Here is a 25655-nt window from a genome sequence, read left to right on the forward strand (position 1 = left end):
CGAACTCAGACCGGGTTGAACTTGTCTACCAGCCAGGTGCCCTTCACTTTGGTCATACTCACCAGAGCCGAACTTGCCGCCACCGCAGGCTCCGTTTTGTCTTTGCTGGTGGTCGATTGGTTGACGAAGACCAGGATCGCGGCCGAGTCGTTGGTCAGGCTTTGAACCCCGGCTCGCGCAACCGTCGCGGAAGTCGTGAGTCCCCTATCCCGAGCACTGGGTGCGATGGTCTGATTGAAGAACTGGTCGTAATAGGCTAGGAAATCTCCCGTGAGGCACGTTTTCGCCGCAGCGAAATCGCGGTCGAGGGTGCCGGGCGAATAAGTCAGAATTTTGACTGTGCAGCTGGTCGCGGCTTGGATTGCCAGCGTTAGATCGGCGGGCTGATCGGCGACGGGTGGTGGTCGGCGACTCTTGGCCTGCCACTGCCAGTCGCCGACGAATGCGGCGGCAAGCGTTACAGCGGCCAGCATGACGACGAGCACCCACCAGGCGGCCCGTTTCACGGCACGAACTCCACTTTGGAAACTTTGTAGCCGGTGCCGATGTGCTCAACTTTCAACCGCAACCGCCAATTTCGGGGATCCTGGTTTGCGCCGGAACTATTGGTGACTTTCGATGTTGCGGCGACAAGAACGTAAGCTGACGTACCCTCGAACGATTCGAATGCGGCGCCGTTAACGGTGCCTTGACTGTCCACTTTGGAGTCGATCACCGACTGGGTGAAATCGGCTCTGCGATTTGCGAAGTCGTTGAGGAATTCGCCGGTCGAGCCGTCGATGATGCGCTGAATGTCACTGGCGGCGGACTGTGAGTTCAAACTGGTCAGCCAGACGGTGAACTGCTTGGCGTAGTCGACATACGGTTGCCACTGCGGCGTCGCGGTGGACGCCTGCGCCCGCGGACGCAAAACCTGCGTCGCCGCGAAGCTGACCGCGCCGAGCAGCAGCACCGCTAGCACCAACGGCACCACGATCGCCGGCCACCGCACCCGGGCCGGCGCGGGATATGGCGCCGGCTGCCAGGGCGGCGGTGGCCCCGGCTGCCAGGGAGCCCTCGGGTGTGGCGGTGGCTGATCGGGCACCGGCCACGGCGCGGCGGCCCGGGGCGCCGGCTCGACCGGCGGCCACACCGGCGCCGGCTGCGTCGCCGGTTGACGCTGCGGCGCAACATCCGTCGCTGCCGCGGCCGCCAGCGCCTGCGCGAAATCCTGACATCGCGCATATCTCTGCGCGGAATCCTTGGCCATCGCCTTGGTCAGCACCGCGTCCAGCGGCGCCAACTCGGGGCGGTGTTCGGCCAGCACCGGCGGCGGGGCGGTGAGGTGTTTGCCGATGATCACCGCCGCGTTGGAGGACTCGTAGGGTGCAACGCCGGTCAGCAGGTGAAAAGCTGTGGCGGCCAACGCATATTGGTCCGCGCGACCGTCCAGCGGCTGGCCCGTCAACTGTTCGGGCGCCGCGTAGGCGATCGATCCGACCGTCACGTTGGTTGCCGTCAGACCGCTGATTTCGTCAGCGCGACGGGCAATTCCGAAGTCCGCCAACAGGATTCGCTGTTGATCGGTCTGCGCTCCGGTGAGCAGGATATTGGCCGGTTTGACGTCGCGATGCAGCAGGTTGCGCTGGTGTGCGTAGTCCAGCGCGTCGGCGACGGCGGCAACGATTTCCAGCACTTGTCGTTGCGGCAGCCCGCCGGAGCCGGCTTCCTGCAGTAAGCGTGCCGCGTCGGTGCCCTCGACGTAGTCCATGGTGATCCACACAGCTGGTCGTCGAACTCGCCGCGGTCGTGCAGACCGACGATGTGCGTGCGGGTGCCACAGCGTGGCCGCCAGGTCGGCCTCGCGGTTGAACCGCTGCCGGAATTCCGCGTCGCCGGTGAGCGACGCGGGCAGAATCTTCAGCGCTTCTAATCGCGGCAGCCTGGGGTGCTGCGCCAGGTACACCTCGCCCATGCCGCCGGAGCCCAGCAGGCGCAGAATCGTGTAACCGGCAAAGACGTCGCCATCGCGTAGCGGCATGACAGCAAATCCTACTGACTGCCGGGCGCCAAATTCGGCCCCGCACGGCGTAGGGCGCCGATGTGACACCCTGTAGTAGTGAATCCCTCGACGACTCAGGCCAGCATCGTCGTCGACGAATTGATCCGCGGCGGGGTCCGCGACGTGGTGCTGTGCCCGGGTTCACGCAACGCGCCGCTGGCCTTCGCGCTGCAGGACGCCGACCGGTCCGGCCGGATCCGGTTGCATGTGCGCATCGACGAGCGCACCGCGGGGTTTCTGGCCATCGGCCTGGCCATCGGGGCGGACGCGCCGGTGTGCATCGCGATGACGTCGGGCACCGCGGTGGCCAACCTGGGCCCGGCGGTGGTGGAGGCGAACTACGCCCGGGTGCCGCTGATCGTGCTATCGGCCAACCGGCCCTACGAACTGCTGGGCACCGGGGCCAACCAGACCATGGAGCAGCTGGGCTATTTCGGCACCCAGGTGCGCGCGACCATCAGCCTGGGCCTGGCCGAGGACAGGCCCAGCAGCATCGCCGCGCTCAACGCGACGTGGCGGTCGGCGACCTGCCGGGTGCTGGCCGCCGCGACGGGATCGCGCAGCGCCAACGCCGGCCCGGTGCAATTCGACATCCCGCTGCGGGAGCCGCTGGTGCCCGATCGTGAACCGCACGGGCCGGCGACCCCGGCGGGCCGTCCCGACGGAAAACCGTGGACCTACACCCCGCCGGTGACGTTCGACCAGCCGCTGGACATCGACCTGACGCCGGACACCGTCGTCATCGCAGGGCACGGCGCGGGCGTGCACCCGAACCTCGCGGAATTGCCGACCGTCGCCGAGCCCACCGCGCCGGCCCCGGTGTCCGGCGGCAACCCGCTACATCCCCTGGCGTTGCCGCTGCTTCGGCCCAAGCAGGTCATCATGCTGGGCCGGCCGACCCCTGCACCGTCCGGTGTCGGCGTTGCTGGCCGACGCCAAGGTGCCGGTTTTCGCGTTGACGACGGGACCGCGCTGGCCCGACGTATCCGGTAATTCGCAGGCCACCGGCACCCGTGCGGTCACCACCGGCACCCCCGACCCGGCCTGGTTGCGCCGCTGCGCGGAGCTGAACGCAAAAGCGCTGGCCGCGGTGCGCGGGCAACTCGCCGATCATCCGCTGACCACGGGACTGCACGTCGCCGCCGCCGTCAGCGACGGGCTGCGCCCCGGGGACCAACTGGTGCTGGGCGCCTCCAACCCGGTGCGCGACATGGCGCTGGTCGGGTTGGACACCCACGGCATCCGGGTGCGCTCCAATCGCGGTGTCGCCGGGATCGACGGGACGGTGTCCACCGCGATCGGGGCGGCGCTGGCCCACGAGCGGGCCCACCACGGGCGCACCGTCGCACTCATCGGGGACCTCACGTTCGTGCACGACAGCTCCGGGCTGCTGATCGGGCCCACCGAGCCGGTTCCGCGGGATCTGACCATCGTGGTGTCCAACGACAACGGCGGCGGCATCTTCGAGCTGCTCGAGCAGGGCGACCCGCGCTTCTCCGACGTGTCGTCGCGGGTGTTCGGCACCCCGCACGACGTCGACGTCGGCGCGTTGTGCCGCGCGTACCACGTGGAGAGCCGCCAGATCGAGGTCGACCAGCTGGCGCCGGCGTTGAGCGAGCCGGCCGGCGGGATGCGGGTGCTGGAAGTGAAAGCCGACCGCTCGTCGCTTCGGCAGCTGCATGCCGCCATCCGGGCCGCCTTATGAAGTCCCCGAAATCCTTGCTGCACATATTGATTCACGGCACCAGCGACCAGCCGCCGCAGACCCGGCCGCGGATTGTGGTGCGCTGGGTGCGTATCGGGGTGCTGATCGTCACGCTGCTGGTGACGCTGCAGTCGGTGCTGTTGGTGGCGGGCGCTTTCCGTAATGACCTGGCGATCGGCCGCAGCATGGGGGTGGCGCAGGCCGAGGTGCTCAGTGCCGGCCCGCGGCGCTCCACCATCGAGTTCGTCACCCCCGATCGCGTCACTTACCGGCCGGAGCTCGGCGTGCTCTACCCGTCGGAGTTGGCTACCGGAATGCGGATTTACGTCGAGTACAACAAGAAGGATCCGAACCTGGTCCGGGTGCAGCACCGCAACGCCGGGCTGGCGATCATTCCCGCCGGGTCCATCGCGGTGGCGGCCTGGCTGCTGGCCACCGGGGCACTGATCGGGCTGGCGGTTCTGGACAAACGGCTCAAGCACTAGATTTCGCGTCGAGTATTCCCCGGCGCAACCTTCCCGACAGGCGGCACTGCGACGGTGGTTGGCGTGCGCGTTGCAATCGTCGCCGAATCGTTCCTCCCGCAGGTGAACGGTGTCAGCAACTCGGTGATCCGGGTGCTTGAGCATCTGCGGCGCACCGGTCACGAAGCATTGGTCATCGCGCCGGACAACCCACCGGGTGAGCCGCGGGCCGAACGCCTGCACGACGGTGTGCGGGTGCACCGCACGCCCTCGCGGATGTTCCCGAAGGTGACCACGCTACCGCTGGGCGTGCCCACTGTTCGCATGTTGCGGGCGCTGCGCGGCTTCGACCCCGACGTGGTGCACCTGGCTTCACCGGCGCTGCTCGGCTACGGCGGGCTGCGCGCCGCGCGCCGACTCGGCGTGCCGACGGTGGCCGTCTACCAAACCGACGTACCGGGTTTCGCCGCGAGCTACGGCATTCCGACGGCCACCCGGGCAGCCTGGGCGTGGTTCCGGCACCTGCACGGTCTGGCCGACCGCACGCTGGCGCCGTCCACCCCGACCATGGAAGTCCTTGCTGCGCAAGGCTTTCCACGGCTTCACCGGTGGGGCCGCGGGGTCGATCTGCTCCGTTATGCGCCGTCGGCCCGCGACGAGACGCTGCGACGGCGTTGGTCGCCGGACGGCAGGCCGATCGTCGGATTCGTCGGCCGGCTGGCCCCGGAGAAACACGTCGAGCGGTTGGCGGCGCTGGCGGCCGACGGCGGGGTCCGTCTGGTAGTGGTCGGCGACGGCGTGGACCGCGCCAAGCTTCAATCACTGCTGCCCACAGCGGTTTTCACCGGCGCACTCTACGGCGATGAACTCGCCGCGGCGTACGCCAGTATGGACGTCTTCGTGCACCCCGGCGAGCACGAGACGTTCTGTCAGGTCGTGCAGGAAGCGCTGGCGTCGGGGTTGCCGGTTATCGCCCCCGACGCCGGCGGCCCACGCGATCTCATCGCGCCGAGCCGCACCGGCCTGTTGCTGCCGGTCGAGGAGTTCGAAGCGCGGCTGCCGGGCGCGGTGGCCTATCTGCTGGCCGACCGGCCACGCTACGCGCAGGCGGCCCGGCGCAGCGTGCTCGGCCGCAGCTGGCCGGTCATCTGCGACGAGCTGCTCGGGCACTACGAGGCGGTGTTGTCACCTGCGGTGAGGGCACGCACCGCGGTGTGGCGCACCCGAAGGGCCTGAGGGCGCTTCAGGCGGCCACGGTAGCGTCGGCACCGTGAGCAGAGCGGACCTGGACAAGAACCCCCGAGACGTCGCGTCGATGTTCGACGGTGTCGCGCGCCGCTACGACATCACCAACACCGTGCTCTCCTTCGGTCAGGACCGGTACTGGCGCCGGGCCACCCGGTCCGCGTTGCGCGTCAAGCCCGGCCAGCGGGTGCTGGATCTGGCTGCCGGCACGGCGGTGTCCACGGTCGAGTTGGCCAAGTCCGGGGCGTGGTGCGTGGCGGCCGACTTCTCGGTCGGCATGCTGGCCGCGGGCAGCGCCCGCAACGTGCCCAAGGTCGCCGGGGACGCCACCCGGCTGCCGTTCGCCGACGAGGTGTTCGACGCGGTCACCATCAGCTTCGGGTTGCGCAATGTGGTCGACTTTGCGGCCGGGCTGCGTGAGATGGCGCGGGTGACTCGTCCCGGGGGCCGGCTGGTGGTGTGCGAATTCTCCACTCCCACAAACGGGTTGTTCGCCACCACCTATAAGGAGTATCTGATGCAGGCGCTGCCGCGGGTGGCGCGGGCGGTGTCCAGCAACCCCGAAGCCTATGTCTACCTTGCCGAGTCGATCAGGGCGTGGCCCGACCAGGCGGCGCTGGCGCAACAGATCGCGCTGGCCGGTTGGTCGACGGTGCGCTGGCGAAACCTGACCGGCGGTATCGTCGCCCTGCACGCGGCCTACAAGCCGCTGCGCTGAGCGGCTCAGATCAGCGGCTTGCCCCGCCGGATGCGCCGTCGGACGTCACTCATCAGTACGTGGCTGCCGCCCTGCCGGATGGCCTTGGGCAGTAGCCGGTTGACGAAGGAGACGAACAGGAAGAGGTGTTCGAAACGCCGGCGGTCGACGTCGGTCCACTGGTAGCCCATCGCCTCGCGGAACACCGGTGCCAGCGAGCCGATGGTCAGAAACCTCAGCAGCGGTCCGAACATCACCCGTAGCAGCGGATTGACCATCTTCAGTCGCACCAGGTCGTCGAGGTAGCCGCGCACCGCGTCGTCGATGTGGATGCGCTCGCAGGCGGTGTTCCAGTAAACGTCGAAACCGGCTCGGGTGGCGGGCCATTGGTCGGCGGTCACCTGCAGCGTGGTGCCCAGCGGCATGGCCGAGGCGTAGAAGTGCTCGGCCTGCTCCTCGGTCATCTTGCCGTACAGCAACTGGTAGGTGTCCTCGAAGCCGATGAACAGGCACGCCGCCACCCACATCTGCAGTTCGCGGCTGAACCCGTTGTACTTGACCGGGCTGTCCGGGGTTGACCGCACCTGCCGGTGCGCGACGTCGACGGCCTGGCGGTAGGCCTTGCGCTCCTCGTCGTCGCCCAGGATGGCCACGGCCAGGTACTGGGTGGTGGTGCGTGCCCGCTTCCACGGGTGGTCGGTCAGCCGGCCAGACGTGACCCGGCTCTCCATCACGCCGTATCCGACTGCAGGCCAGGACAATTGCATGATGACGTTGGCGGCCGCGCCGGCGAACGCCCAGAAGTCCAGCGCATCGGTGAGGTCCACCAGTTTGGAGTTCCAGCGCGGGGTGCGCTGGGTGATCTGAATCCGGGTCTGGGCAGTCGTCAGTGACGGCTGGTACGGCGTTTCGGCGAGGTGGCGGGCGGCCATCGGGAGTTCCTTTCGCTCAGACGGTTTCGACGTCGTTGACAATCCAGCGGTCGCCGCTGCGGATCAGCGTGACCACCATCCGGTACTTCTGGCTGTTGCCTTGCGGCGCGGTGACATTGGTGACGTGCTGGTCGACGAACCCAACGACGACGGCTGAGGAGTCGCCGAGGTGTTCAACCGTCACATGGCTGGCGGTGGCCGTCGCGACGCCCTTGCTGGTGACTACGATGTCGCGCAGCGCCTTGACCATCTCGTCGTACTTGTGGGCGAATTCCGTGGTGGAACCCGCGGTGATGGTGGCGCGATTGGCGTCGAGGTCCTGGTAGTTGAAGGCGGCCATCGCCTCCAGATAGCCGCGGGTGGTCGAAACCGCCTGCTGCGCAAGCTGTTCGGTGTGCCGATGCTGGTAGAAACTCCACGACAGCATGGCCGGCGCGGCAGTCGCGGCCAGCGCCGCCGCGACGAGACTCATCCGGCGCAGCCGTCGCCGGCGGGAAGGGGTCGACGGGGCCTCATCTGTTGCGTCCGAATCGGTTTCATCCTCGGCCGGCTTGTCCAGTGTCAGTACCGCACCGTGTTCGGAGTCGTCGGCGGCCTCCGCCGCTTCGTCGATCGGGTCAGTTAAGTTGTCAGTGGGGTTCATCGAAGTTTCCTCTCAGAATGGCCCGCCACCGGTAGACGATCTCGGCCAGTGTCGGGATTTTGATGGGGTCTTTGACCACCGGGGGACCGATGGGGGAACCGGGGATCTGCGAGTTTTCCATGCCCAACTCGTCGGGTCGCGGCGCGTTGACCGCGCCGCGCATCAGCATGTCGTGCGCCGGCGGGCAATACATCACCAGGTTGGGTTCAACCGGGCTGACGTCTCCGATGGTCCGCCGGTTGACGTCGTAATTGCACACCGGCCCCTGGGTGGCGATCAGCGCGAAATCGGCCCGGTCGCCCTTCACGATCGAGGCCAGGTCGCGCAGGCCCTTCGGTATCGACGTCAGTCCGGTCTGCAGCGAATCGGTGCGATCGGAGATCACTGGGACCACCGCGGCCAGGTTGGCCAGGGTGGCGCCGAAAGTGCCGCCGTAGGTGTCCAATACGTGTTGCAGCGAACCCATGATCGCCGGCGAATGATCGGTCAGATAGAGAAAGACCGGTCCGCTGGCGTCGAGCTGGGTGGCCAGGTGCGCGCTCGCCCGCATCCCATTGACGAACGTGGTGCGCTGGGCGGCCATCGCCGTCACCAGTGCGGTGGTGCCTTCGATCAGTGGTTGCAGTCTGCCGGACTGGGCGCGGATCCGTCGGGCGATGTCGGCGCCGTTGTCGATCAGCGCGGCCATGCTGGGGCCGAGCCCGCCGAACGCGTCGGCGAGTTCGGTGCCGACGGCGCCGACGGTGGCGGGATCGATGGTCTTGACCAGCCGGGCGGCGTCCTGCATCACCCGGTCCATCTGCACCGGCTGGCGGTCGGCGGGCGCGGCGATGACGTCGCCGGAGGCCAGGTATGGGCCTCCGTCGTGCTGCGGCAGAATGTCCACGCTCTGGATACCGGCGGCGGTGCCCATGCCGACGGTAAGGATGCTGTCGCGGGGAATCCGGGTCCGCGGGTCGACGGCGATGCGCACCTTGGCCAGCCCGTCGGCGTCCAGTGTCACCGATTCGACCGTGCCGACCTGCACCCCGCGCACGGTAACGCTGGTGCCCGGGGTGAGGCCGAATGCATCGGCCATGGTGGCGGTGAGCAGGATCGGCGTCCGAAAGCCTTGTGGGCCGGCCACATAACGGATGCCGAAGGGAATCACGATTGCCGCGATCAGCGCGAAGATCGCCAGCTGGATGATCACCAGGCGTTTCATCGAAGCCCGCCCGACAGGAAGCCTTCCAGGCCGTACGGAGCCGGGGTGGGCGTTCCGTTCACCAGCAGTCCGCCGGTGAGGATCTTGTCGATCGTCCCGGGGATGTCCAGCGCACCGTCGAACATCAGGTAGTCGCCGTGGACGGACTTGCCGAATTTCTCCAGGAAGTCGTTCATGGTCGCCAACGTCGCGCCCAGTCGGTCGTTGTACATCCCCAGGGTGGTGATCACCCCGTCCCGCGTCGCCGACCATCGCCGCCAGGTCGGTGGCCGAGAGCACGTTGTTGGCTACCGCGGCCAGCGCGGTGGTGGAGGAGAACAGCGAATTCAGTTGCGCACGTTGAACGTCGAGTATGGCGACCACACGCGGCACCGCGTCCAGATACCCGGTCACGACTGACTGGTCGTGCGTGAGCGAAGCGCTGACGTCGGCCGCCAGACTCATCGCCTGCTCGAACTCGTCATGATGGGCAACGGCTTTGGCTGCCAGTGCGCTGAATGTGTGCACCAACGTCCGGATCTTGTCGGATCGACCGCCGAACGCCTTGTTCAGCTCGGTGACGATGGTGGTCAGCTGGTCGATTCCGCTGCGGCTGAGCAGTGCTCCGAAGGTGGCCAGCGCGCCCTCGATCTGGGGTCCCACCTCGGTGCGGTTGGACGGGATCACGTCACCGTCGTCGAGCACGGCGCCCGACGGCTGCGTCGGCGCGCTGAGCCGGACGAACGGATTGCCCAGGGCGGACGGGAGTTCCACGCGCGCCACACTGTTCTTGGGCAGTCTGGCGTCGGTCTGCAGACTCAGTTGTACCGATGCCCCCGCGGCGGCCATGCTCATGGATTTGACTCTGCCGATCACTCGTTGGCCGTTGCGCACGTCTGCACCGATGGTGATGCCGTCGGCGGTGGGCAGCAGCACCGTCACCGTCATCGCGGTGCCCGGAGCGTCGCGGCCCAGCGGCAGATCCTGGATGCCGGCATCGGAAACTCCGTACAGCACAACGGCACCCAGGCCGGCGGCGCAACACAGCGCGGCGGTGGTCGCGGTCGGTTTAGCCATGCGCGCTCACCTCGGGTATTTCGGGTTCGGCGGCGGCGATTGACCGGTGACGGCGGTGATGAACCCCAACGGATCCGACCGGCTGATCGGGTAGGAGACCGGGTTGGTGATTCCGGCGCCCGTGCACATCGGCAGCAGGTAGGTCTCGCAGAAATGCTGGGCGGCGGCGAACTGGGTCAGCACCGTGGACACGTTGAGCCGGATCCGCCCCCGACGGTCCGGCCCGACCGTCGCCGACAGGTTCTGCATCATCAGCGGCACCAGGTCCATGAATTCGGCCAGCGCGGGGCGTTTGGCCGTCAGCACCTCACCGACGGCGTTCAGGTTGGCCGCCACCGCGCCCAAGTCGTTGCCGTGGGTGGCGGTGAAGGTGTTGACCTGGTCGAGCACCACCTTCAGATCGTTCATCGAGCCGGTGATGTCCGGATCCTGATCGGCCCAGCTCTGTCCCAGCTCGCCGAGTTGTTCGACCAGCGTGTTCAACGACACCTGGCGCCGCTCGAACGCGTTCGTCAACGCGGTCAGATTGTCGACCAGGGCGCCGATGTCCTCGGCTCGGGCACCCAGCACGCCGGTGGCGGAGCTGAGGTTTCGAATCGCGGCGTTGAACTGCTTGCCTTGGCCGCGCCACTGTTCGGTGCCGCGGGCCAGCACTTCACCGAGGTCGCCCTGCTGCGGGCCGAGCGCCGCGGTCAGGGTGTTGAGGCTGCCGAGCATGCTGTCGAACGTGATGGGCGCGTGGGTGCGCTCGGCCGGGATGACGTGTCCGCTGCGCAGCGTCGGGCCGCTACCGCGGTACGCCGGACCGAGTTCCACGCTGCGGTCGCTGATCAGCGCGGGGCTGACCACGTAGGCGTCCACTTCGGGAGGTAGCGCGACGTTGCCGGGCAGGCTCATGCTGACGCGCACCGTGGTGCCTTGTGGATGTACGTCGGTGACACGTCCGACCGGCACGCCCAGCACGGTGACCTTGCTGCCGGGGTAGATGCCGTTGACGTAGTTGAAGTCTGCGTGCACGGTGGTCGAGTTGTCGGTGTGGCCGAAGGTGAACCACGCTGCGGCCAGCAGCGCTGGCACCGTTGCGGTTAGCACCGCCCAACGCCGGCCGTTCATCGGCACTCCCGTTGAATGTTCAACGCGCACAACAGGTTGTCCGGCATCACCAGGGAGGGCGAATTGACGTCGGCCCAGTTGCCGGTGCCGGTCGCGTTGACCACCGCGCGGATCGCCGGTGGCATCTTCAGCAGGATCGCGTCGATCTTGTCCGCGTTGGACTTCAGGGTCCCGGTCACCCGGGTCAGGCCGGCGGTAAGCGCCTGGAAGTCAGACTGTTTCGCGGTGTATACCGTCGACAGCTGCGCCAGGACCGCCCGCAGGTTCGCGGCGATCCGGGTCAGCGCCTCGCGGCGGGCGGCCAGGGCGGCGACGATGTGGGCGGCGTTGCCCGCGGTGTCGGCCAGCGTGTCGGTCTGGCGCGTCAACAGCTCCGACAGCGAGCGAAAGACGCGCAGCATCTGGTCGACCTTGTCGCCGTTGCGAGCGAAACCGGCACTGGCCGCGCCGATTCCGGCGAGCGCGGCGCCGAGCTCCTCGTTGTCGCCGGGCATCGACGCGATCAGGGTTCGCATCGTCTCGGCCAGCGTGCGTTGCTCGACGCCGGATGCGGACTCCTCGGCTTTGCGCCCGACGTCGTCGAAGCTGTAGGGCACCGTGGTGCGGGACAGCGGGATGAGCGTGGCGCTGTGCGGGTCGACGGTTCCGGCGGGCATCACGTCCAGGAACCGCTTACCCAACACGGTGCGCAGTCGCACCGTGGCGGTGGTCTGGTTGCCCAGTGCCTGACCGTTGTCCAGCCGGAAGGCGACGCGGACGTGATCGCCTGCCAATTCGACGTTTTCCACCCGTCCGGCCGGCACGCCGGCCACGTACACCGGTTCACCGCTGCTCAGTCCCGCTGCGTTGGCCAGTTCGGCCGCGCAGGCATCGGTGCGCGCGTAATACCAGACACGCGGGATGCCGATCGAGATCAGCATCGCGGTGATCAGCGTGAACGTTCCGATCGAGCCCAGCGCCAGCGGGATCGACGGATTGTGGCGCCGCTTGTCGACGAACAGGAAGATCACCACACCGACGAACAGGTCGATGAGTTTGACCAGGACCATCACAGGCACACCTCGGAATGTCTGCGGCCGAAGATGTTCGCCTCGTGCCGGGAGATCTTGATGGTGAAGTTGCACAGGTAGAGGCTGACGAAGCCGCCATAGCTGGTGGTGTGGTTGATGGCGTCACCGAATTGCGGCAGGTTGCCCAGCAGTCGGGTGAACTCGTCGGTGCTGGGCTCCCAAGTGTCCAGCATCGTCTTGAGTTCGCTGACGCTGGTGGCGTACGCGGCACCCGAGGCTGCCACCGTGTTGCCCAGGGTGGCCAACACCGCGTTGCCCTGGTCGATCAGCAGCTCGAGTTTGCCGCCGTCGGCGACGGTGGAGGTCAGCCGGTGCAGGCCGTCGAGCAACTCCTCGAGCCGGGGTTGGCGAACCTTGACCGTCTGGACCAGTGCGGCGAGGTTGTCGATCAGCCGGGCGAACACGTCGTCTCGGGTAGCCAATGACGTTGTGATGGTGGCGATCTGGGTGATCAGCGTGGCCAGCGTCTGGGTTTGGCCGCTGAAGGTCTCGACGAAGCCGCGGGTCAAGGTGTTCACCTGCGCGGGCTGCAGCGAGTCGAAGAGCGGTTTGAACCCGTTCAGCAGTGCGGTGAGGTCCACCGCGGGAGCGGTCTGGCTCAGCGGGATGACCGCACCGGCGCCCAGCGGCTTGGTCTCGTTGCCGGTGGACAGTTTGCTGATGCCGCCGTCCGGGTCGGACAGCGCGACGTATCGGGCGCCGAGCATGTCGCCATACCGTACTGCAGCCGTAACATGTTGGGAGAGAGGGTAATTGGATTGGACCTCGACTCCGACGTCGGCACGTCTGGTGCCGTCCCCGTTGGGGGCCGAGCGGATCGAGTCGACTCGGCCGATCCGGACGCCGTTCATGGTGACCGGGTTGCCGACGTTGAGACCTTCCACGCTGCTGAACTCGACGACGTAATGCACGGTGGGCCCGTGCACGGGCGTCGACAAGGTGTTGACCACCAGGACGGCCGATGCCACCCCGGCGGTGACGAACGTGCCCAATTTGGCCAGGGCGGGTGATTCGATCTTCATCCGAGCCGCACCTCGGTGCCGCGCACCAGGGGTCCCAGCATCAGTACCGTCGCGATGCTGGGCCGCGTCGAGGGTCCGCCGCCCAGTAACCGGTCCTGCAAGACGGTGAGCGCGTGCGACTGATCCTCGGCGTCAACGACATTGGCCGACGGCGCGACGTGTGGTCCGGGCTGCCCCGCCGCGTCGGCCGGCAGATGGGGGTCGGGCAGCACGAAGGGCGTCACCGGCAGGTCGGCGCGCGGAAGCTGGTAGGGATCGGTGGAGCGTGGCGGAGCCGGGCCGTCCGGCCCGGCTTCGGCGCAGTGCGCGCCGCGGCTGAGCCCGTAGACCGGGCAGTCCTGCTCGGTGTAGGGCATCGGCCCGGCGAAGGTGCCGACGGCGGTGATGCTGAACTTTCCGGTCGCGAAGACCCGTGCTGCGCCGGCACCGAAAGCCTGTGCGCCGGCCAGAGTGTCGAGCAGGCCCACGGGCTGGGCGCCCGCCGTCGCGAGGATTTTCCCGGCGGAGTCGACGACGGTGATGAGCTGTTCGCGGTGGTCGGCCAGAAATGACGTGAACACTCCGGCGAAGCGGGCCAGTGCGTCGGCGGCGCGGCCGATGTTCTGCCGGTCGTCTGCCATCCTGTTGGACACCGAGGTGGCCGCGGCCAGGGTCTTGACGATGTCGGGGGTGGCGGTGTGCAGGGAGTCCAGCACGGCGCGGAATTGCGGTGTGGCATCCAGAAACGCGGTCAGCGACGGAGTCAGGACGCGTGCGCTGTCGCTGAGATCGTCGATCATCGAGCCGATCTCGGTTCCGCGGTCGCGCAGAGCCTGACTGATCGCGGCGAGGGCGACCTGCATGCGCTCCGGCTTGATCTGCGAGAACAGCGCGACCACCTTGGTGAACACGTCGTAGAGGGCCATCGCGTCGGCCCCGGTGTCCATGGCCACCTGGTGGCCGCGGGACAACGGCTGGGCCGACCGCCGTCCGGCATCGACGAGTTGCAGGTAGATGTCGCCGAAGAAGGTGCGCGGAACGACGCGCGCCACCACTGAGTCGGGAATCTTCGCCAGCATGTCGTCCCGAATCGCCAAGCGCACCTTCGATGTTTCGGTGCCCGACTCGATATCGGCGATCCGCCCCACGTTGACGCCGTGATAGCGCACCGGTGATTGGCTGGTGATCATGCCGGCCGATACCGGTACTCCCACGAAGACGTCGGTGCTGCGCTCGAGCCGGCCGGAGGCCCGCGCGACCAGGAGCGTCCCCACACCGATCGCGACGATTACGGTGACCAACCCGCGCAGCGCGAGTTTCAGCGTCGTCCACCGTGTCGATCGTTGCCGGGCCATCACACGCCCATCCCCGGGATCTGCGGCACCAGACCCCACAGCGCGAAAGTTAGCAGCACGTCGAGCACCCCGACCGCGAGGATCGCGGTGCGCAGTGCCCGGCCGGCCGCCTCGCCGACGCCGACCGGGCCGCCGGATGCGAAATACCCGTAGGTGCAGTGGACCATGGCCACCACCAGCGCGAAGACGATTGCCTTGACGCCGGAGTAGGCCAGGTCGCGGGGACTCAGCGCGAGGTGGAAGAAGTAGTCGTAGGTGCCGGGCGATTCGCCGTTGAACACCACTACCACGGTTCGGGTGGACAGGTAGCTGGCGAGTAGGCCGATCATGTAGATCGGGATCACGCATACCGCCGAGGCCACCACCCTGGTGCCGACCAGGAACGGCACCGAACGCAGCGCCATGGCGTCCAGGGCGTCGATTTCGTCGGAGATCCGCATCGCTCCGATCTGTGCGGTGAAGCCCGTTCCGACCTTGGCGGCCAAGGCGATAGCGACCACCACGGGCGCCAGTTCGCGGGTGTTGGCGATCGCGGCCAGCATGCCCGACAGCGTGTTCATGCCGATCAGGTCCAGGCCGCGTTGGGTTTCGACGCCCAGCATCATCGCGGCCGCCAGCGACATGGCGAACACGATGCCGATGGTGCCGCCGCCGGACAGCAGTGAGCTGGTTCCGAAGGTCACCTCACCGATCTGGCTCAGCGTGTGCTTTCGGTAGCGGGTGATCGTATACGGAAGCGACGCAAGCACTTTGACGTAGAAGCTGACATGTCGGCCGACGACGGCCAGTCCCTGGTATGCCGCGTGCGCGGGTAGCAGGTAGCCCCGGTGCAGAGTTGCGGTCACCGATAACTCCCGACGGCGGGGACCGCGACGGTGTAGAGCGCCGAGAGCGTGGTGTTGAGAATGAACACCAGCGCGAACGCGATGACGACGGTTTCGTTGACAGCGTCGGCCACCCCGCGGGGCCCGCCCTTGGCGTGTAGGCCTTTGAACGTCGCGACCAGCGTGGCGGTGAGGCCGAAGACGGCCGCCTTGATCAACGCCATCACGAAGTCGGAGACCCGGCCGTATTGGCTGAACGTCGCGAGAAACGTTCCGGCGGGCAGATGTTGGACCCCGATGTGGTAGCCGTAGCACGCCAGCACGCCGCCGAGGGTGACTATCGAGCACAACATGACGGCCACCAGCACCGCGGCGATCAGGCGCGGGCCGACGAGCCGCTCGACCACGTCGAGTCCCATCACCTCCATGGCGTCGATCTCCTCGCGGATCTTGCGGGAGCCCAGATCGGTGCAGATCGCCGATCCGGCGACGCCGGCCATCATCAGCGCGCACACCAGCGCTGCGGCCTGGCCGACGATGATGAACGCGACCACCGCACCCGAATAGCCGCCCGCACCGATCCGCCCGGCCAGCTCGCCGACCGACACCGCGATGAAAACGCCGATCGGCATCATCAACAGCAGCGAGGGGCCGGTGCACACCCGGCCGATGAACAGTGTCTGATTGACCACCTCCTGCACCGCGAAACGACGGCGCAGCATCGCGGCGACGACACCGACGAACGCCTCGACGGCGAAGCCGATGATGTAGCCGCCCTGGGACATTACGTCACGCAGCGGGCCTTTCGGGGACGGCAACTCGTAGGTCATCCGCTTCCTTCTGGGTTGGCGCTACGGTCTCGACGTGTGCAGCATGTCACAGCCCTCATCCCGCCGCAAGAATAAGTTAATGATGGTTCTGTCATCGTGAATGCCGCGAAATTGACGAGTTTCCGCCACTTAACGCCGGAATACCTGGAACAATCCGGCCGGACAACGGGCCTGTACTTTGCAGCCGGTTCGCCAAATGCCGACAAAGTACCAGTTCAACGACTTTTACCGGCTAGAGTCCGGTCGAGACACAGGAGCGAATCATGGTTAACTTACCCGATGCAGCGGTATGGCCCGGTCGCCACCCCGTCCATCACCGGCGTCCATGCCCTTCACATAGCCGCGTTCGCGTCCGCGGCCTGTGCCGGAGGTGTCCAGACCATCGATGCGATACCACCGCGAAACGCCGACGACAATCACCCGCATTTGCTGGAACAAGCATTAACTTATCTGCGTGGCACGCGCGCAGCAAACTGGGCACCAGATGTCACGACGGTCGGTGCTCGCCGCCACGGCCGCAACCGCTGCCGCTGCCGCGCTGTCCGGCACGGTGCCCGCCGGCCGCGCAGCCACCAATAAGTCGGTCGCCGTTTTCGGGGCCGGTGTGGCGGGGCTGACCGCGGCCCACGAACTCGCCGAACGCGGTTACGCCGTGACCGTGTACGAGCGGAAGGCTCTGGGCGGCAAGGCTCGTTCCATTCCGGTGCCCAACACCGGACCCGACCCGCTGCCGGCCGAACACGGCTTCCGGTTCTTTCCCGGCTTCTACCGCAACGTCCCCGATACCATGCGGCGAATCCCGTTCGCCGGCAACGCGAACGGCGTCTGGAACAACCTGACGCGGGCCACCTCGTACCTGCATTCGGGAATGGGTCGCGCCGATCTGACCATCCCGCTGCCGTTTCCGTTGCCCACCATCCCGAATCCGATCACCCCGAAGGCCTTCATCGAATCCGTTACCACCGTCTTCCAGACGCTGTTCCGGCTGCCGTTGTGGGAAGCCGCTTACGCCGCGCAGAAACTCGCGGTCTATGTGACCAGTTGCACCGAGCGCAAGCTCGGCCAATGGGACAATATGACCTGGTCGGACTATATCGGTGCGGACAAGAGATCGGCCGAGTACAACCGTTACCTGGCCGACGGGATCATCCGTAACCTGGCGGCATCGAAATCCAAGGATGCCAGCGCCCATTCGATCGGACTGGTGGGCGAAGCCTCGGTCTGGTCGATTCTGCTGTTCGGCAACGATACCGACTGCAAAGGATTCGACCGGGTGCTCAACGGCCCGACCAGCGCCCAGTGGTTAGATCCATGGATTGCCCATCTCACCTCCATGGGCGTGACATTCAGAGTGGGGCAAGCGCTTTCACGCCTGAATCCGAACGGCAACCACATCGCGTCGGCCACCGTGACGGACGTGAACGGTCTGCCGCAGCCCGTAGTGGCGGACTGGTACGTCTCGGCGATCCCGTGTGAGAAGCTCGCGGCGGTGCTCACCCCGGACGTCATCGCCGCCGACCCGGGGCTGGCCAACGTCGCGCTGTTGCGTACCGAGTGGATGAACGGGCTGATGTTCTACCTCAAGGAGCGCGTCGACGTCACCAAAGGCCATGTCAACTACGTCGACTCGGGCTGGGGTCTCACCTCGATCAGCCAAGAGCAGTTCTGGAAACGCAGCCTCACCACCTACGGCGATGGCACCGTCAAAGATTGTCTGTCCGCGATCATTTCGGATTGGAGCACGCCGGGCAACTTCAACCGCAAAAGTGCGCGGCAGTGCACGCCGACCGAGATCGCGCAGGAGGCGTGGGCGCAGATCAAGGCGCATCTGAGCGACACCGGTCATGTGGTCGACGACTCGATGCTGCACTCGTGGTTCCTGGATCCCTCGATCATCGACTCGGGTACGCCCAACGTGCGCAACGACGAACCGCTCTTCATCCAGGATCCCGGCTCGTGGGGGCGTCGCCCCAATGCGGTCACCGGAATCGACAACCTGTTCCTGGCCGGCGAATGGATCCGGACCGACCAGAACGTGACGACGATGGAAGGTGCCAACGAGGGCGGTCGCTACGCCGCCAACGGCGTGTTGCAGGCCTCCGGTTATTCGGGGCAAATGGTGAATATTGTCAAGCTCTTTCAGGCGCCGTGGTGGGAGCCGATCAAAGCGGTGGACCAGGCCCGGTACCGCAAAGGGTTGCCGAACGCTCTCGACATCCTGGACACCCGCCGGCCGGGACAATAGTTCCACCGGCGCGACCGGTCGTCGCCGCACTGCCGTAGAGTACGGCTATGTCGACGTCCCCCGCTCTGGGAACAGAGCGTCGGCGGCGTCCCCGGGATCGCAAGGAGCAGATCGCCCGCGTCTCGGCGGAGGCGTTCAGCGAGCTTGGCTACCACGGTGTGAGCATGGAACTGATCGCAGCGCGGGTGGGTGTCACCGCCGCGTCGCTATATCGCCACTATGCCCGCAAATACGATCTGTTCCGGGAGGCGGTGCTGGCGCTGGGGGAGCAGCTGGTGGAGTGCACGGCTTTCCTCGACGACGAATACGGCGACCGCGACGATCCCGAGGAGATCTGGGATCATGTTGTGGCACAGCTGATTAGCACAACACTGCGGAACAGGAGCAGCGGCGGACTGTACCGGTGGGAAGGGCGCTACCTCAAGCCTGAAGACCAAGAGGTGCTCAACCAGCAGATCAAATTGGTGAATCGCAGGCTGCAGCGACCGCTGTCCCGGCTACGGCCCCAACTGAAGTCGCGCCAGCGCTGGACGTTGTCCTCGGCGGTGCTCAGCGTCATCGGCAGCATCACCGACCACCGGGCGCAGCTACCCGACGAGCAGACGCACAGCACGCTGACGCGGATCGCGCGGGCGGTGCGCGACGCCGACCTGCCCGACGACGAGCCTGGCGGCGACGGGGCGGCAAAGCCGTCCGTCGCGCTGGCCGCCGGTGAGTACGAGCAGATCCTGCACGCCGCGATCATGCTGTTCAACGAGCGGGGATACCGCGAGACCGGGATGGACGACATCGCCGCGGCCGCTCATCTGCCGACCACCAGCCTGTACCGCTTCTTCAGCGGCAAAGGTGCCATCCTGGCCGCCATCTACCGCCGTGCCGCCGACCGCGTTTCCAGTGATCTGTCCGAGATCCTGGGGTCCACGGACAACCCGACCGACGCGGTCACCGAGTTGATCGCGGCCTACGTCCGGCGTTCCTTCGCCCGCCCCGAGCTCGCCTACGTCTATTACGCCGAACGCAGCAACGTGCCGCCGGAAGAGCGAACCGCGCTGCGCAGCATCCAGCACGCGACGGTCGAGGCCTGGGTGCATCAGGTGCACCTCGCCACGCCCGAAATCCCAACGGAGGAAGCGCGATTCGCCGTGCACGCCGCATTCAGCCTGGTCGTCGACCTGGGGCGGCTGATGCAGTACGAGAACACCGAGATATCTCGCGCGGTGGTGTGTCATCTGCTGCACACCACCCTGTTGGGGCAGGCGCCGAAAGCCGCCACAGCGGCTCGTCGCGGACGAGCCCGGCAATCCCGCCGTTAGCGCCCAGCCTGCTGCAGGAAGCCCACGTGCTCGGGGCAGTAATGGTCCAGCGCGGCGCCGAGGAACTGGAAGGCCTGCCCCTGCGTGGTGCCCAGCGGCAGGTTGCGCTGCAGGAACTTGGCCGAGTCGTAGGCGGTGTGGTCGACGTTCCGGTCGATCCGCTGGCAACTGATCTTGCCCAGCCAGGCGTTGTAGTCCTGCGGGCCGTAGATGCCGTAGGTGTGCAGCTGCGTGTTAAAGGGAGCGTCGTAGTCGTCGGCCTGGGCGGGGGCCGCCAACCCGACGGCGGCAACCGCGACGGCGACGAAACTGGCCAGCCTCGTTACCTTCATTAGACAGACTATACACCTCAGCCGTGGGCGCGATCAGCCCAGATGCGCCGACAGCAGCCAGGCGCCGACCGACCGACGGCCGTTGCCTTCGTCGCGCGCGTCGAAGCCCGGCATGCCGGGCACGTCCGCCGGGACCTGCGCGTGGATGCGTGCGGGCCGGACGTCGTCGATCACCCAGTACTTGCCGACCACCTCACGCAACTCGGCCTCGGTGACGGCGTTGACCGGGCCGTCCTCGCCCAACGCGGCCCGGTCGAAGACCAGCACGAAGTACGACGCTCCGGGGGCGGCGGCGCGCACGATCGACTGCTGATAGCCCTCGCGCAGTTCGACCGGCATCGAATGGAACAGCGTGCTGTCCACGATGGTGCCGAACCGGCCTTCCGAGCCCGCCGGGTAGGTGCCGAAGTCGCTGATGTCGGCGACCGCGAAGGTGGCGGTGGTGATTCCGCGCTGCTGCGCCTCGCGCTGGGCCAGCTCGATGGCCGTGGGTGAAGCGTCCAGCCCGACGGTCGCGTGTCCACGTTCGGCCAAGGCCAGTGAAATGGCACCCTCGCCGCAGCCGGCGTCCAGGACGTCGCCGTGGAACTTGCCCTGCTCGATCAGCACGGCCAACTCGGGCTGGGGTTCGCCGATGCTCCACGGGGGGCGGCTGCCCTCGCCGAAGCGCTCGGAGTCGCCGCGATAGGCGCGTTCGAATTCGAAGTCCGTTGGTGTGTTCATGCTCCCATGATATATCAACCAGCCTGATATATATCAACTGCGTTGATATATCCGCGCCACTACACTCAGCTGAACGGCGGCCGACGATCGATCAGCCGGGAGGCGCGGCCGCCGCCGCGCCACAGCCGCGCCACCCAGTCGGCGTCCTCGTCGGTGACCAAGTTGGCCATCACCCGCACCGCGATCCGCATCAGGGTGGTGGAGCGCATCGCGATCGGCCCGGTCGCGGGCAGGAACCGCTGGAACGTCAGCAGCAGCGCCAGCCTGCGCGCCACCGAGAAGCCGCGGGCGTAGTGCTCGGTCAGCAGCGCCGGCCACAGCTGGGACAGGTCGCCCGAGTCCAGCACTTCGGCGGCCAGTCGCCCGGTCTCCAGGCCGTAGTCGATTCCCTCACCGTTGAGCGGGTTGACGCAGGCCGCGGCATCGCCGATCAGCATCCAGTTCGGCCCGGCCACCCCGGACACCGCGCCGCCCATCGGCAGCAATGCCGACGCGATCGCCCGCGGTGGGCCGTCGAAGCCCCACTCCTCCCGGCGCAGGTCGGTGTAGTAGGAGATCAGCGGCCGAAGTGCCAGGTCGGCCGGCCGCTTGGTGGTGGACAGCGCGCCCACGCCGATGTTCACCTCGCCGTTGCCCAGCGGGAAGATCCACCCGTAGCCAGGCAGCACCGCACCGTCCGGGGAGCGCAGCTCCAGGTGCGACGTCAGCCACGGGTCTGCACTGCGCTCGGTGGTCAGGTAGCCCCTGGCGGCGACGCCGTACACCGTGTCCTGATGCCAGCGCCGGCCCAGTTTGCGGCCCAGCGGCGACCGTGCCCCGTCGGCGACGATCAGCTGCCGGCACCGCACCTCGGTCCGGTCGGCCAGCGTCAACGACACCGCTCTTCGTGACGAATCATGATGCACTTCAACGGCTTTGGTGCCCAGCAGCATGCGTGCCCCGGACTCCTCGGCGACCTTGCGGATCCGGTCGTCGAGTTCGAGCCGGGCCACCGCGCTGCTGTGCGCCGGGAACGACGGGCCGGGCCAGCCAACCTCCACCTCGCCGCCGAAGCCGCTCATCCGCAGGCCCCGATGCTTGATCCGGCCGTCCAGCCAGTCGCCCAGCCCCAGCTGGCGCAGCTCGGCGACGGCCCGCGGCGTCAGCCCGTCCCCGCACGCTTTGTCCCGCGGGAAGCTGGCCGAGTCGACGACGAGCACGTCGCGGCCCGCGCGGGCGGCCCAGGCCGCCGCCGCCGACCCGGCCGGTCCCGCGCCCACGACGACGACGTCGGCCTGGCAGACTCTGCTGTTCACGCTCACCAGTATGTTGGTCGAATGAACACACCGGCGACCGTGGTGGCGGGCGTTGATCTGGGTGACGCCGAATTCGCGGCGACCGTGCGCGATGGTGTGGCCCGCGTCGAGAAGCTGATGGAAGCCGAGTTGCGCGGCTCCGACGAAGTGATGACCGAGTCGCTGCTGCATCTATTCAAGGCCGGCGGCAAACGGTTCCGGCCGCTGTTCACAATCCTGGCCGCGCAGACCGGGCCGAACCCGGAAAACGCCGAGGTCACCCTCGCCGGGGCGATCGTCGAACTCATCCACCTGGCGACGCTGTACCACGACGACGTGATGGACGAGGCCGAGGTGCGCCGCGGCGCGCCCAGCGCCAACGCCCGCTGGGGCAATAACGTGGCGATCCTGGCCGGCGACTACCTGTTGGCGACGTCGTCGCGGCTGGTGTCCCGGCTGGGTCCGGAAGCAGTCCGAATCGTCGCCGAGACGTTCGCCGAGCTGGTGACCGGGCAGATGCGGGAGACCCGCGGCACTCCCGAGGGCGCCGACCGCATCGAGCAGTACCTGAAGGTCGTGCACGAGAAGACGGGCAGCCTGATCGGCGCCGCGGGCCGGTTCGGCGCGATGTTCTCCGGCGCCGACGACGAGCAGGTGGAGCGGCTGAGTCGGCTCGGCGCCACCGTGGGCACCGCCTTCCAGATCGCCGACGACATCATCGACATCGACAGCGAATCCGACGAGTCGGGCAAGGTGCCGGGCACCGATCTGCGGGAGGGTGTGCGCACGCTGCCGATGCTCTACGCCCTACAGGAGACCGGGCCCGACGGGGCGCGGCTGCGCGAGCTGCTGGCCGGGCCCATTCACGACGACGCCGAGGTGGCCGAGGCGTTGACGCTGCTGCGGGCGTCGTCGGGGATGGCCAAGGCGAAGGAGACACTCGCGCAATACGCGGCCCAGGCCCACCATGAGGTGAGCCTGCTGCCCGAGGGGCTCGGCCGCCGGGCATTGCAGGCGTTGGTCGACTACACCGTCAGCCGGCACGGTTGACCTGCGGATCGTGCTCACCCGGAACCTTCCGGGGCGTTCCGGGCGTTGAATCCGCGGTAATCGACAAAGCTGAACGTGTTCGTAGGAGGACGCACCAATGACGTGGCATCCCCAGGTCAACAGGCTCAAGACGTTCCTGTTGTTGGTCGGCATGTCCGCGATGATCGTGTTCGTCGGCGCTCTGTTCGGCCGGACGACACTGATCCTGGCGACGGTGTTCGCCGTCGGGATGAACGTCTACACGTACTTCAACAGCGACAAGCTGGCGCTGCGCGCGATGCACGCCCAACCCGTCTCGGAGCTGCAGGCCCCGGTGATGTACCGCATTGTGCGCGAGCTCGCCACGTCGGCCCACCAGCCGATGCCGCGGCTCTACATCAGCGACACCAGCGCGCCCAACGCCTTCGCCACCGGTCGCAACCCCCGCAACGCCGCCGTCTGCTGCACCACGGGCATCCTGCAGATCCTCGACGAGCGTGAGCTGCGCGCGGTGCTCGGTCACGAGCTCTCCCACGTCTACAACCGCGACATCCTGATCTCCTGTGTGGCGGGTGCGCTGGCGTCGGTGATCACCGCGCTGGCCAACATGGCCATGTGGTTCGGCGCATTCGGCGGCAACCGCGAAGGCGGCGCCAACCCCTTTGCGATGCTGCTGGTTTCGCTGTTGGGGCCGGTCGCCGCGACGGTAATCCGGCTGGCGGTGTCTCGCTCGCGCGAGTACCAGGCCGACGAGTCCGGCGCGGTGCTGACCGGCGACCCGCTGGCCCTGGCGTCGGCGCTGCGCAAGATCTCCGGTGGGGTGCAGCTGGCGCCGTTGCCGCCGGAACCGCAACTGGCCAACCAGGCGCACCTGATGATCGCCAACCCGTTCCGCGCGGGTGAGCGGATCGGTTCGCTGTTCTCCACCCACCCGCCGATCGAGGACCGCATCCGCCGGTTGGAGGCGATGGCGCGTGGCGCCTAGGCAGCGGCGTCGGGCGCCTCGGTGGTCGTCAGCGACACCAGATGCCGGCGTGGCGGGTGGCCGCGCTCGAGCAGGCCGTCGATCCGGACTTCTCCGCCGGTTGCGTGGTGCCGCTGCTGCCAATCCGTAATCGCCTGGTGCGCAGCATGATCGAGGTAGCTGACGGCGATGTGCAGTGTCACCGTGGTGCGTTCGGGCACTGACGCCAGCACCCGGGTCAGCCGGGGCAGGCTCAGGAAGGTGCAGGCGCCTTCGACGATCACTCGCCATTCGTCGCCGTCGGCGATGGCGTCCACTTTGGCGCGCACCACCCGCCACCCGGTCATCGCGATGGCCAGTGCCAGCCCGATCATCACCCCGTGCAGCAGGTTGAGGAAGACCACGGCCACAATGGTCACCAGGTAGATCGCGAAATCGCCGGTTTTCACCGCGGTTTCGATGTGCGCCGGCTGCAGCAGCTGAATGCCGATCACGATCAGCAGCCCGGCCAGCGCGGCACTGGGGATCTGCTCGATCAAGCCCGCGAAGGGCAGGGCGAACAGCAGGATCCAGCAGCCGTGCAGGATTGTCGAGGCGCTGGTCTTGGCGCCGGCCTTGATGTTGGCTGCGCTACGCACGATTACGCCCGCGATGGGCAGGCCGCCGATAGCTCCGGAGACCAGATTGGAGGCGCCCTGGCCGATCAGCTCGCGGTCGAGGTTGGTGCGCGGGCCGTCGTGCATGCGGTCGGTGGCCACCGCCGTCAGCAAGCTCTGCACGCTGCAGATCAGCGTGACGGTGATGATCCCGATGACCACCGCTGTCCAGTTGCCGCGCGGTATCGCCGGCAGTGTCAGCGCGTCGATCACCGAGCCGTCCAGCGTGATTCGCGAGACGTGGAACGGGAACGCCACGGAGACAACGGTTACCACCACGATCGCGACCAGCGGTCCGGGGACGGCGGCCAGCTTGGCCGGCACCCAGCGCCAGGCGACCATGATGGCGATCACCATCAGGCCGAGGAAGAGTCCGGGGCGGTGCGCGCCGACGATCTGGGCGGGCAACTCCACGACATTGACCCACGCCGAGCTGTGCGACTCGCCGCCGAGCAGGACGTGGGTCTGCTGCAGTGCGATGGTGATCCCGATGCCGGCCAGCATCGCATGCACCACCACCGGCGAAATCGCAAGTGCCGCACGCGCTACCCGGCTGAGACCCAGCAGAATCTGCATCAGACCTGCGACGGCGGTGATGAAGCAGGTTACCCCCCCAACCGAATTCGGCGATGAGGTCGGCAACGATGACGGTCAGGCCGGCGGCGGGACCGCTGACCTGTAGTGGTGACCCGCCCAGTGCCCCGCCGATGACCCCGCCGACGATCGCTGCGATCAGGCCGGCGAGCACCGGCGCGTCGGAGGCGATGGCAATGCCGAGTGACAGCGGTAGCGCGACCAGGAAGACCACCAGCGAGGACGGCAGGTCGTGGCGTAAGACCGATCGCCAACGCTCGCTTCGTGATTCGGCTGCATTCGCGTCGGCGAATGGTTCGAACTGTCGCATCGGAGGGCTCCCTCGGGGTCAAGCGGGGGGACATT

At 67.4% G+C, this 25655-nt stretch carries 21 protein-coding genes and 2 pseudogenes; 8 read left to right on the forward strand and 15 right to left on the reverse strand.

Annotated elements, in window-relative coordinates; all coding sequences use genetic code 11:
• Positions 1-5 precede the first annotated feature (5 nt).
• Both L6444_RS04340 and L6444_RS04345 read right to left on the reverse strand, forming a co-directional pair.
• A complete protein-coding gene (locus L6444_RS04340) occupies positions 6-506 on the reverse strand; it encodes a hypothetical protein (RefSeq protein ID WP_236980932.1) in 501 nt (166 codons plus the stop codon).
• On the reverse strand, positions 503-2020 hold the full coding sequence (locus L6444_RS04345) for a serine/threonine-protein kinase (RefSeq protein ID WP_236980934.1): 1518 nt from the start codon (positions 2018-2020) through the stop codon (positions 503-505). Before L6444_RS04345 ends, L6444_RS04340 begins: the two co-directional genes overlap by 4 nt.
• Positions 2021-2098: 78 nt before the next feature.
• On the opposite strand from L6444_RS04345, the pseudogene menD reads away from it, so the two are divergent.
• From menD to L6444_RS04365, 4 genes and pseudogenes are all read left to right on the forward strand, one after another.
• A pseudogene (gene menD, locus L6444_RS04350) lies at positions 2099-3746 on the forward strand (2-succinyl-5-enolpyruvyl-6-hydroxy-3-cyclohexene-1-carboxylic-acid synthase).
• Entirely contained in the window at positions 3743-4231 is a 489-nt protein-coding gene (locus tag L6444_RS04355) for a DUF3592 domain-containing protein (protein WP_236980936.1), read from the forward strand. The pseudogene menD and the gene L6444_RS04355 overlap by 4 nt, the downstream one beginning before the upstream one ends.
• A 63-nt stretch (positions 4232-4294) precedes the next feature.
• A complete protein-coding gene (locus tag L6444_RS04360) occupies positions 4295-5446 on the forward strand; it encodes a glycosyltransferase family 4 protein (RefSeq protein WP_236980938.1) in 1152 nt (383 codons plus the stop codon).
• 34 nt (positions 5447-5480) lie between these two features.
• Positions 5481-6173, forward strand: coding sequence for a demethylmenaquinone methyltransferase (locus L6444_RS04365; protein ID WP_236980940.1), 693 nt, complete (start codon positions 5481-5483; stop codon positions 6171-6173).
• 5 nt (positions 6174-6178) lie between these two features.
• Here the strand turns inward: L6444_RS04365 and L6444_RS04370 are convergent, their stop codons facing one another.
• From L6444_RS04370 to L6444_RS04415, 9 genes are read right to left on the reverse strand one after another with little or no spacing between them, the layout of a single operon-like run.
• Complete coding sequence (locus L6444_RS04370) at positions 6179-7084, reverse strand: oxygenase MpaB family protein (protein ID WP_236980949.1); 906 nt, start codon at positions 7082-7084, stop codon at positions 6179-6181.
• 16 nt (positions 7085-7100) lie between these two features.
• Positions 7101-7727 (reverse strand): mce associated protein mas1a, encoded by a 627-nt coding sequence (locus L6444_RS04375; RefSeq protein WP_236980951.1) that lies wholly within the window; start codon positions 7725-7727, stop codon positions 7101-7103.
• The gene (locus L6444_RS30430; RefSeq protein ID WP_459551905.1) at positions 7714-9987 is read right to left on the reverse strand and encodes an MCE family protein; all 2274 of its coding nucleotides are present in this window, start codon (positions 9985-9987) and stop codon (positions 7714-7716) included. The genes L6444_RS04375 and L6444_RS30430 overlap by 14 nt, the downstream gene beginning before the upstream one ends.
• Before the next feature lie 6 nt (positions 9988-9993).
• The gene (locus L6444_RS04390; RefSeq protein WP_236980953.1) at positions 9994-11100 is read right to left on the reverse strand and encodes an MCE family protein; all 1107 of its coding nucleotides are present in this window, start codon (positions 11098-11100) and stop codon (positions 9994-9996) included.
• Positions 11097-12149 (reverse strand): MlaD family protein, encoded by a 1053-nt coding sequence (locus L6444_RS04395; RefSeq protein WP_236983799.1) that lies wholly within the window; start codon positions 12147-12149, stop codon positions 11097-11099. Before L6444_RS04395 ends, L6444_RS04390 begins: the two co-directional genes overlap by 4 nt.
• Entirely contained in the window at positions 12149-13192 is a 1044-nt protein-coding gene (locus L6444_RS04400) for an MCE family protein (protein ID WP_236980955.1), read from the reverse strand. The genes L6444_RS04395 and L6444_RS04400 overlap by 1 nt, the downstream gene beginning before the upstream one ends.
• Positions 13189-14526, reverse strand: coding sequence for an MCE family protein (locus L6444_RS04405; RefSeq protein ID WP_236980957.1), 1338 nt, complete (start codon positions 14524-14526; stop codon positions 13189-13191). Before L6444_RS04405 ends, L6444_RS04400 begins: the two co-directional genes overlap by 4 nt.
• Positions 14526-15314, reverse strand: coding sequence for an MlaE family ABC transporter permease (locus L6444_RS04410; RefSeq protein WP_370653144.1), 789 nt, complete (start codon positions 15312-15314; stop codon positions 14526-14528). Before L6444_RS04410 ends, L6444_RS04405 begins: the two co-directional genes overlap by 1 nt.
• A gap of 53 nt (positions 15315-15367) precedes the next feature.
• A complete protein-coding gene (locus tag L6444_RS04415; RefSeq protein WP_236980959.1) occupies positions 15368-16180 on the reverse strand; it encodes an MlaE family ABC transporter permease in 813 nt (270 codons plus the stop codon).
• Positions 16181-16664: 484 nt separating this feature from the next.
• On the opposite strand from L6444_RS04415, the gene L6444_RS04420 reads away from it, so the two are divergent.
• Together L6444_RS04420 and L6444_RS04425 are read left to right on the forward strand one after the other, a co-directional pair.
• On the forward strand, positions 16665-18425 hold the full coding sequence (locus L6444_RS04420) for a hydroxysqualene dehydroxylase (protein WP_236980961.1): 1761 nt from the start codon (positions 16665-16667) through the stop codon (positions 18423-18425).
• A gap of 47 nt (positions 18426-18472) precedes the next feature.
• Positions 18473-19738, forward strand: a complete 1266-nt coding sequence (locus tag L6444_RS04425) for a TetR/AcrR family transcriptional regulator (RefSeq protein WP_236980963.1) — start codon at positions 18473-18475, stop codon at positions 19736-19738.
• Here the strand turns inward: L6444_RS04425 and L6444_RS04430 are convergent.
• From L6444_RS04430 to menJ, 3 genes are all read right to left on the reverse strand, one after another.
• A complete protein-coding gene (locus tag L6444_RS04430; protein WP_236980965.1) occupies positions 19735-20070 on the reverse strand; it encodes a DUF732 domain-containing protein in 336 nt (111 codons plus the stop codon). The genes L6444_RS04425 and L6444_RS04430 overlap by 4 nt on opposite strands.
• 33 nt (positions 20071-20103) lie before the next feature.
• Positions 20104-20793: a class I SAM-dependent methyltransferase gene (locus L6444_RS04435; RefSeq protein WP_236980967.1), complete on the reverse strand. Its 690-nt coding sequence runs from the start codon at positions 20791-20793 to the stop codon at positions 20104-20106.
• A 65-nt stretch (positions 20794-20858) separates the two neighbouring features.
• Positions 20859-22088, reverse strand: a complete 1230-nt coding sequence (menJ, locus tag L6444_RS04440) for a menaquinone reductase (RefSeq protein ID WP_236980969.1) — start codon at positions 22086-22088, stop codon at positions 20859-20861.
• Positions 22089-22109: 21 nt separating this feature from the next.
• Here menJ and grcC1 point away from each other — a divergent pair, with 21 nt between their 5' ends.
• Positions 22110-23117, forward strand: coding sequence for a nonaprenyl/(2E,6E)-farnesyl/geranylgeranyl diphosphat synthase (grcC1, locus tag L6444_RS04445; RefSeq protein WP_236980971.1), 1008 nt, complete (start codon positions 22110-22112; stop codon positions 23115-23117).
• Positions 23118-23214: 97 nt separating this feature from the next.
• On the forward strand, positions 23215-24081 hold the full coding sequence (htpX, locus tag L6444_RS04450) for a zinc metalloprotease HtpX (protein ID WP_236980973.1): 867 nt from the start codon (positions 23215-23217) through the stop codon (positions 24079-24081).
• Here the strand turns inward: htpX and L6444_RS04455 are convergent.
• Positions 24078-25620, reverse strand: a pseudogene (locus tag L6444_RS04455) (SulP family inorganic anion transporter). The gene htpX and the pseudogene L6444_RS04455 overlap by 4 nt on opposite strands.
• Positions 25621-25655 lie beyond the last annotated feature (35 nt).

The sequence above is a fragment of the Mycobacterium kiyosense genome, assembly GCA_021654635.1.
In the GTDB taxonomy this organism is placed as follows: Bacteria; Actinomycetota; Actinomycetes; order Mycobacteriales; family Mycobacteriaceae; genus Mycobacterium; species Mycobacterium kiyosense.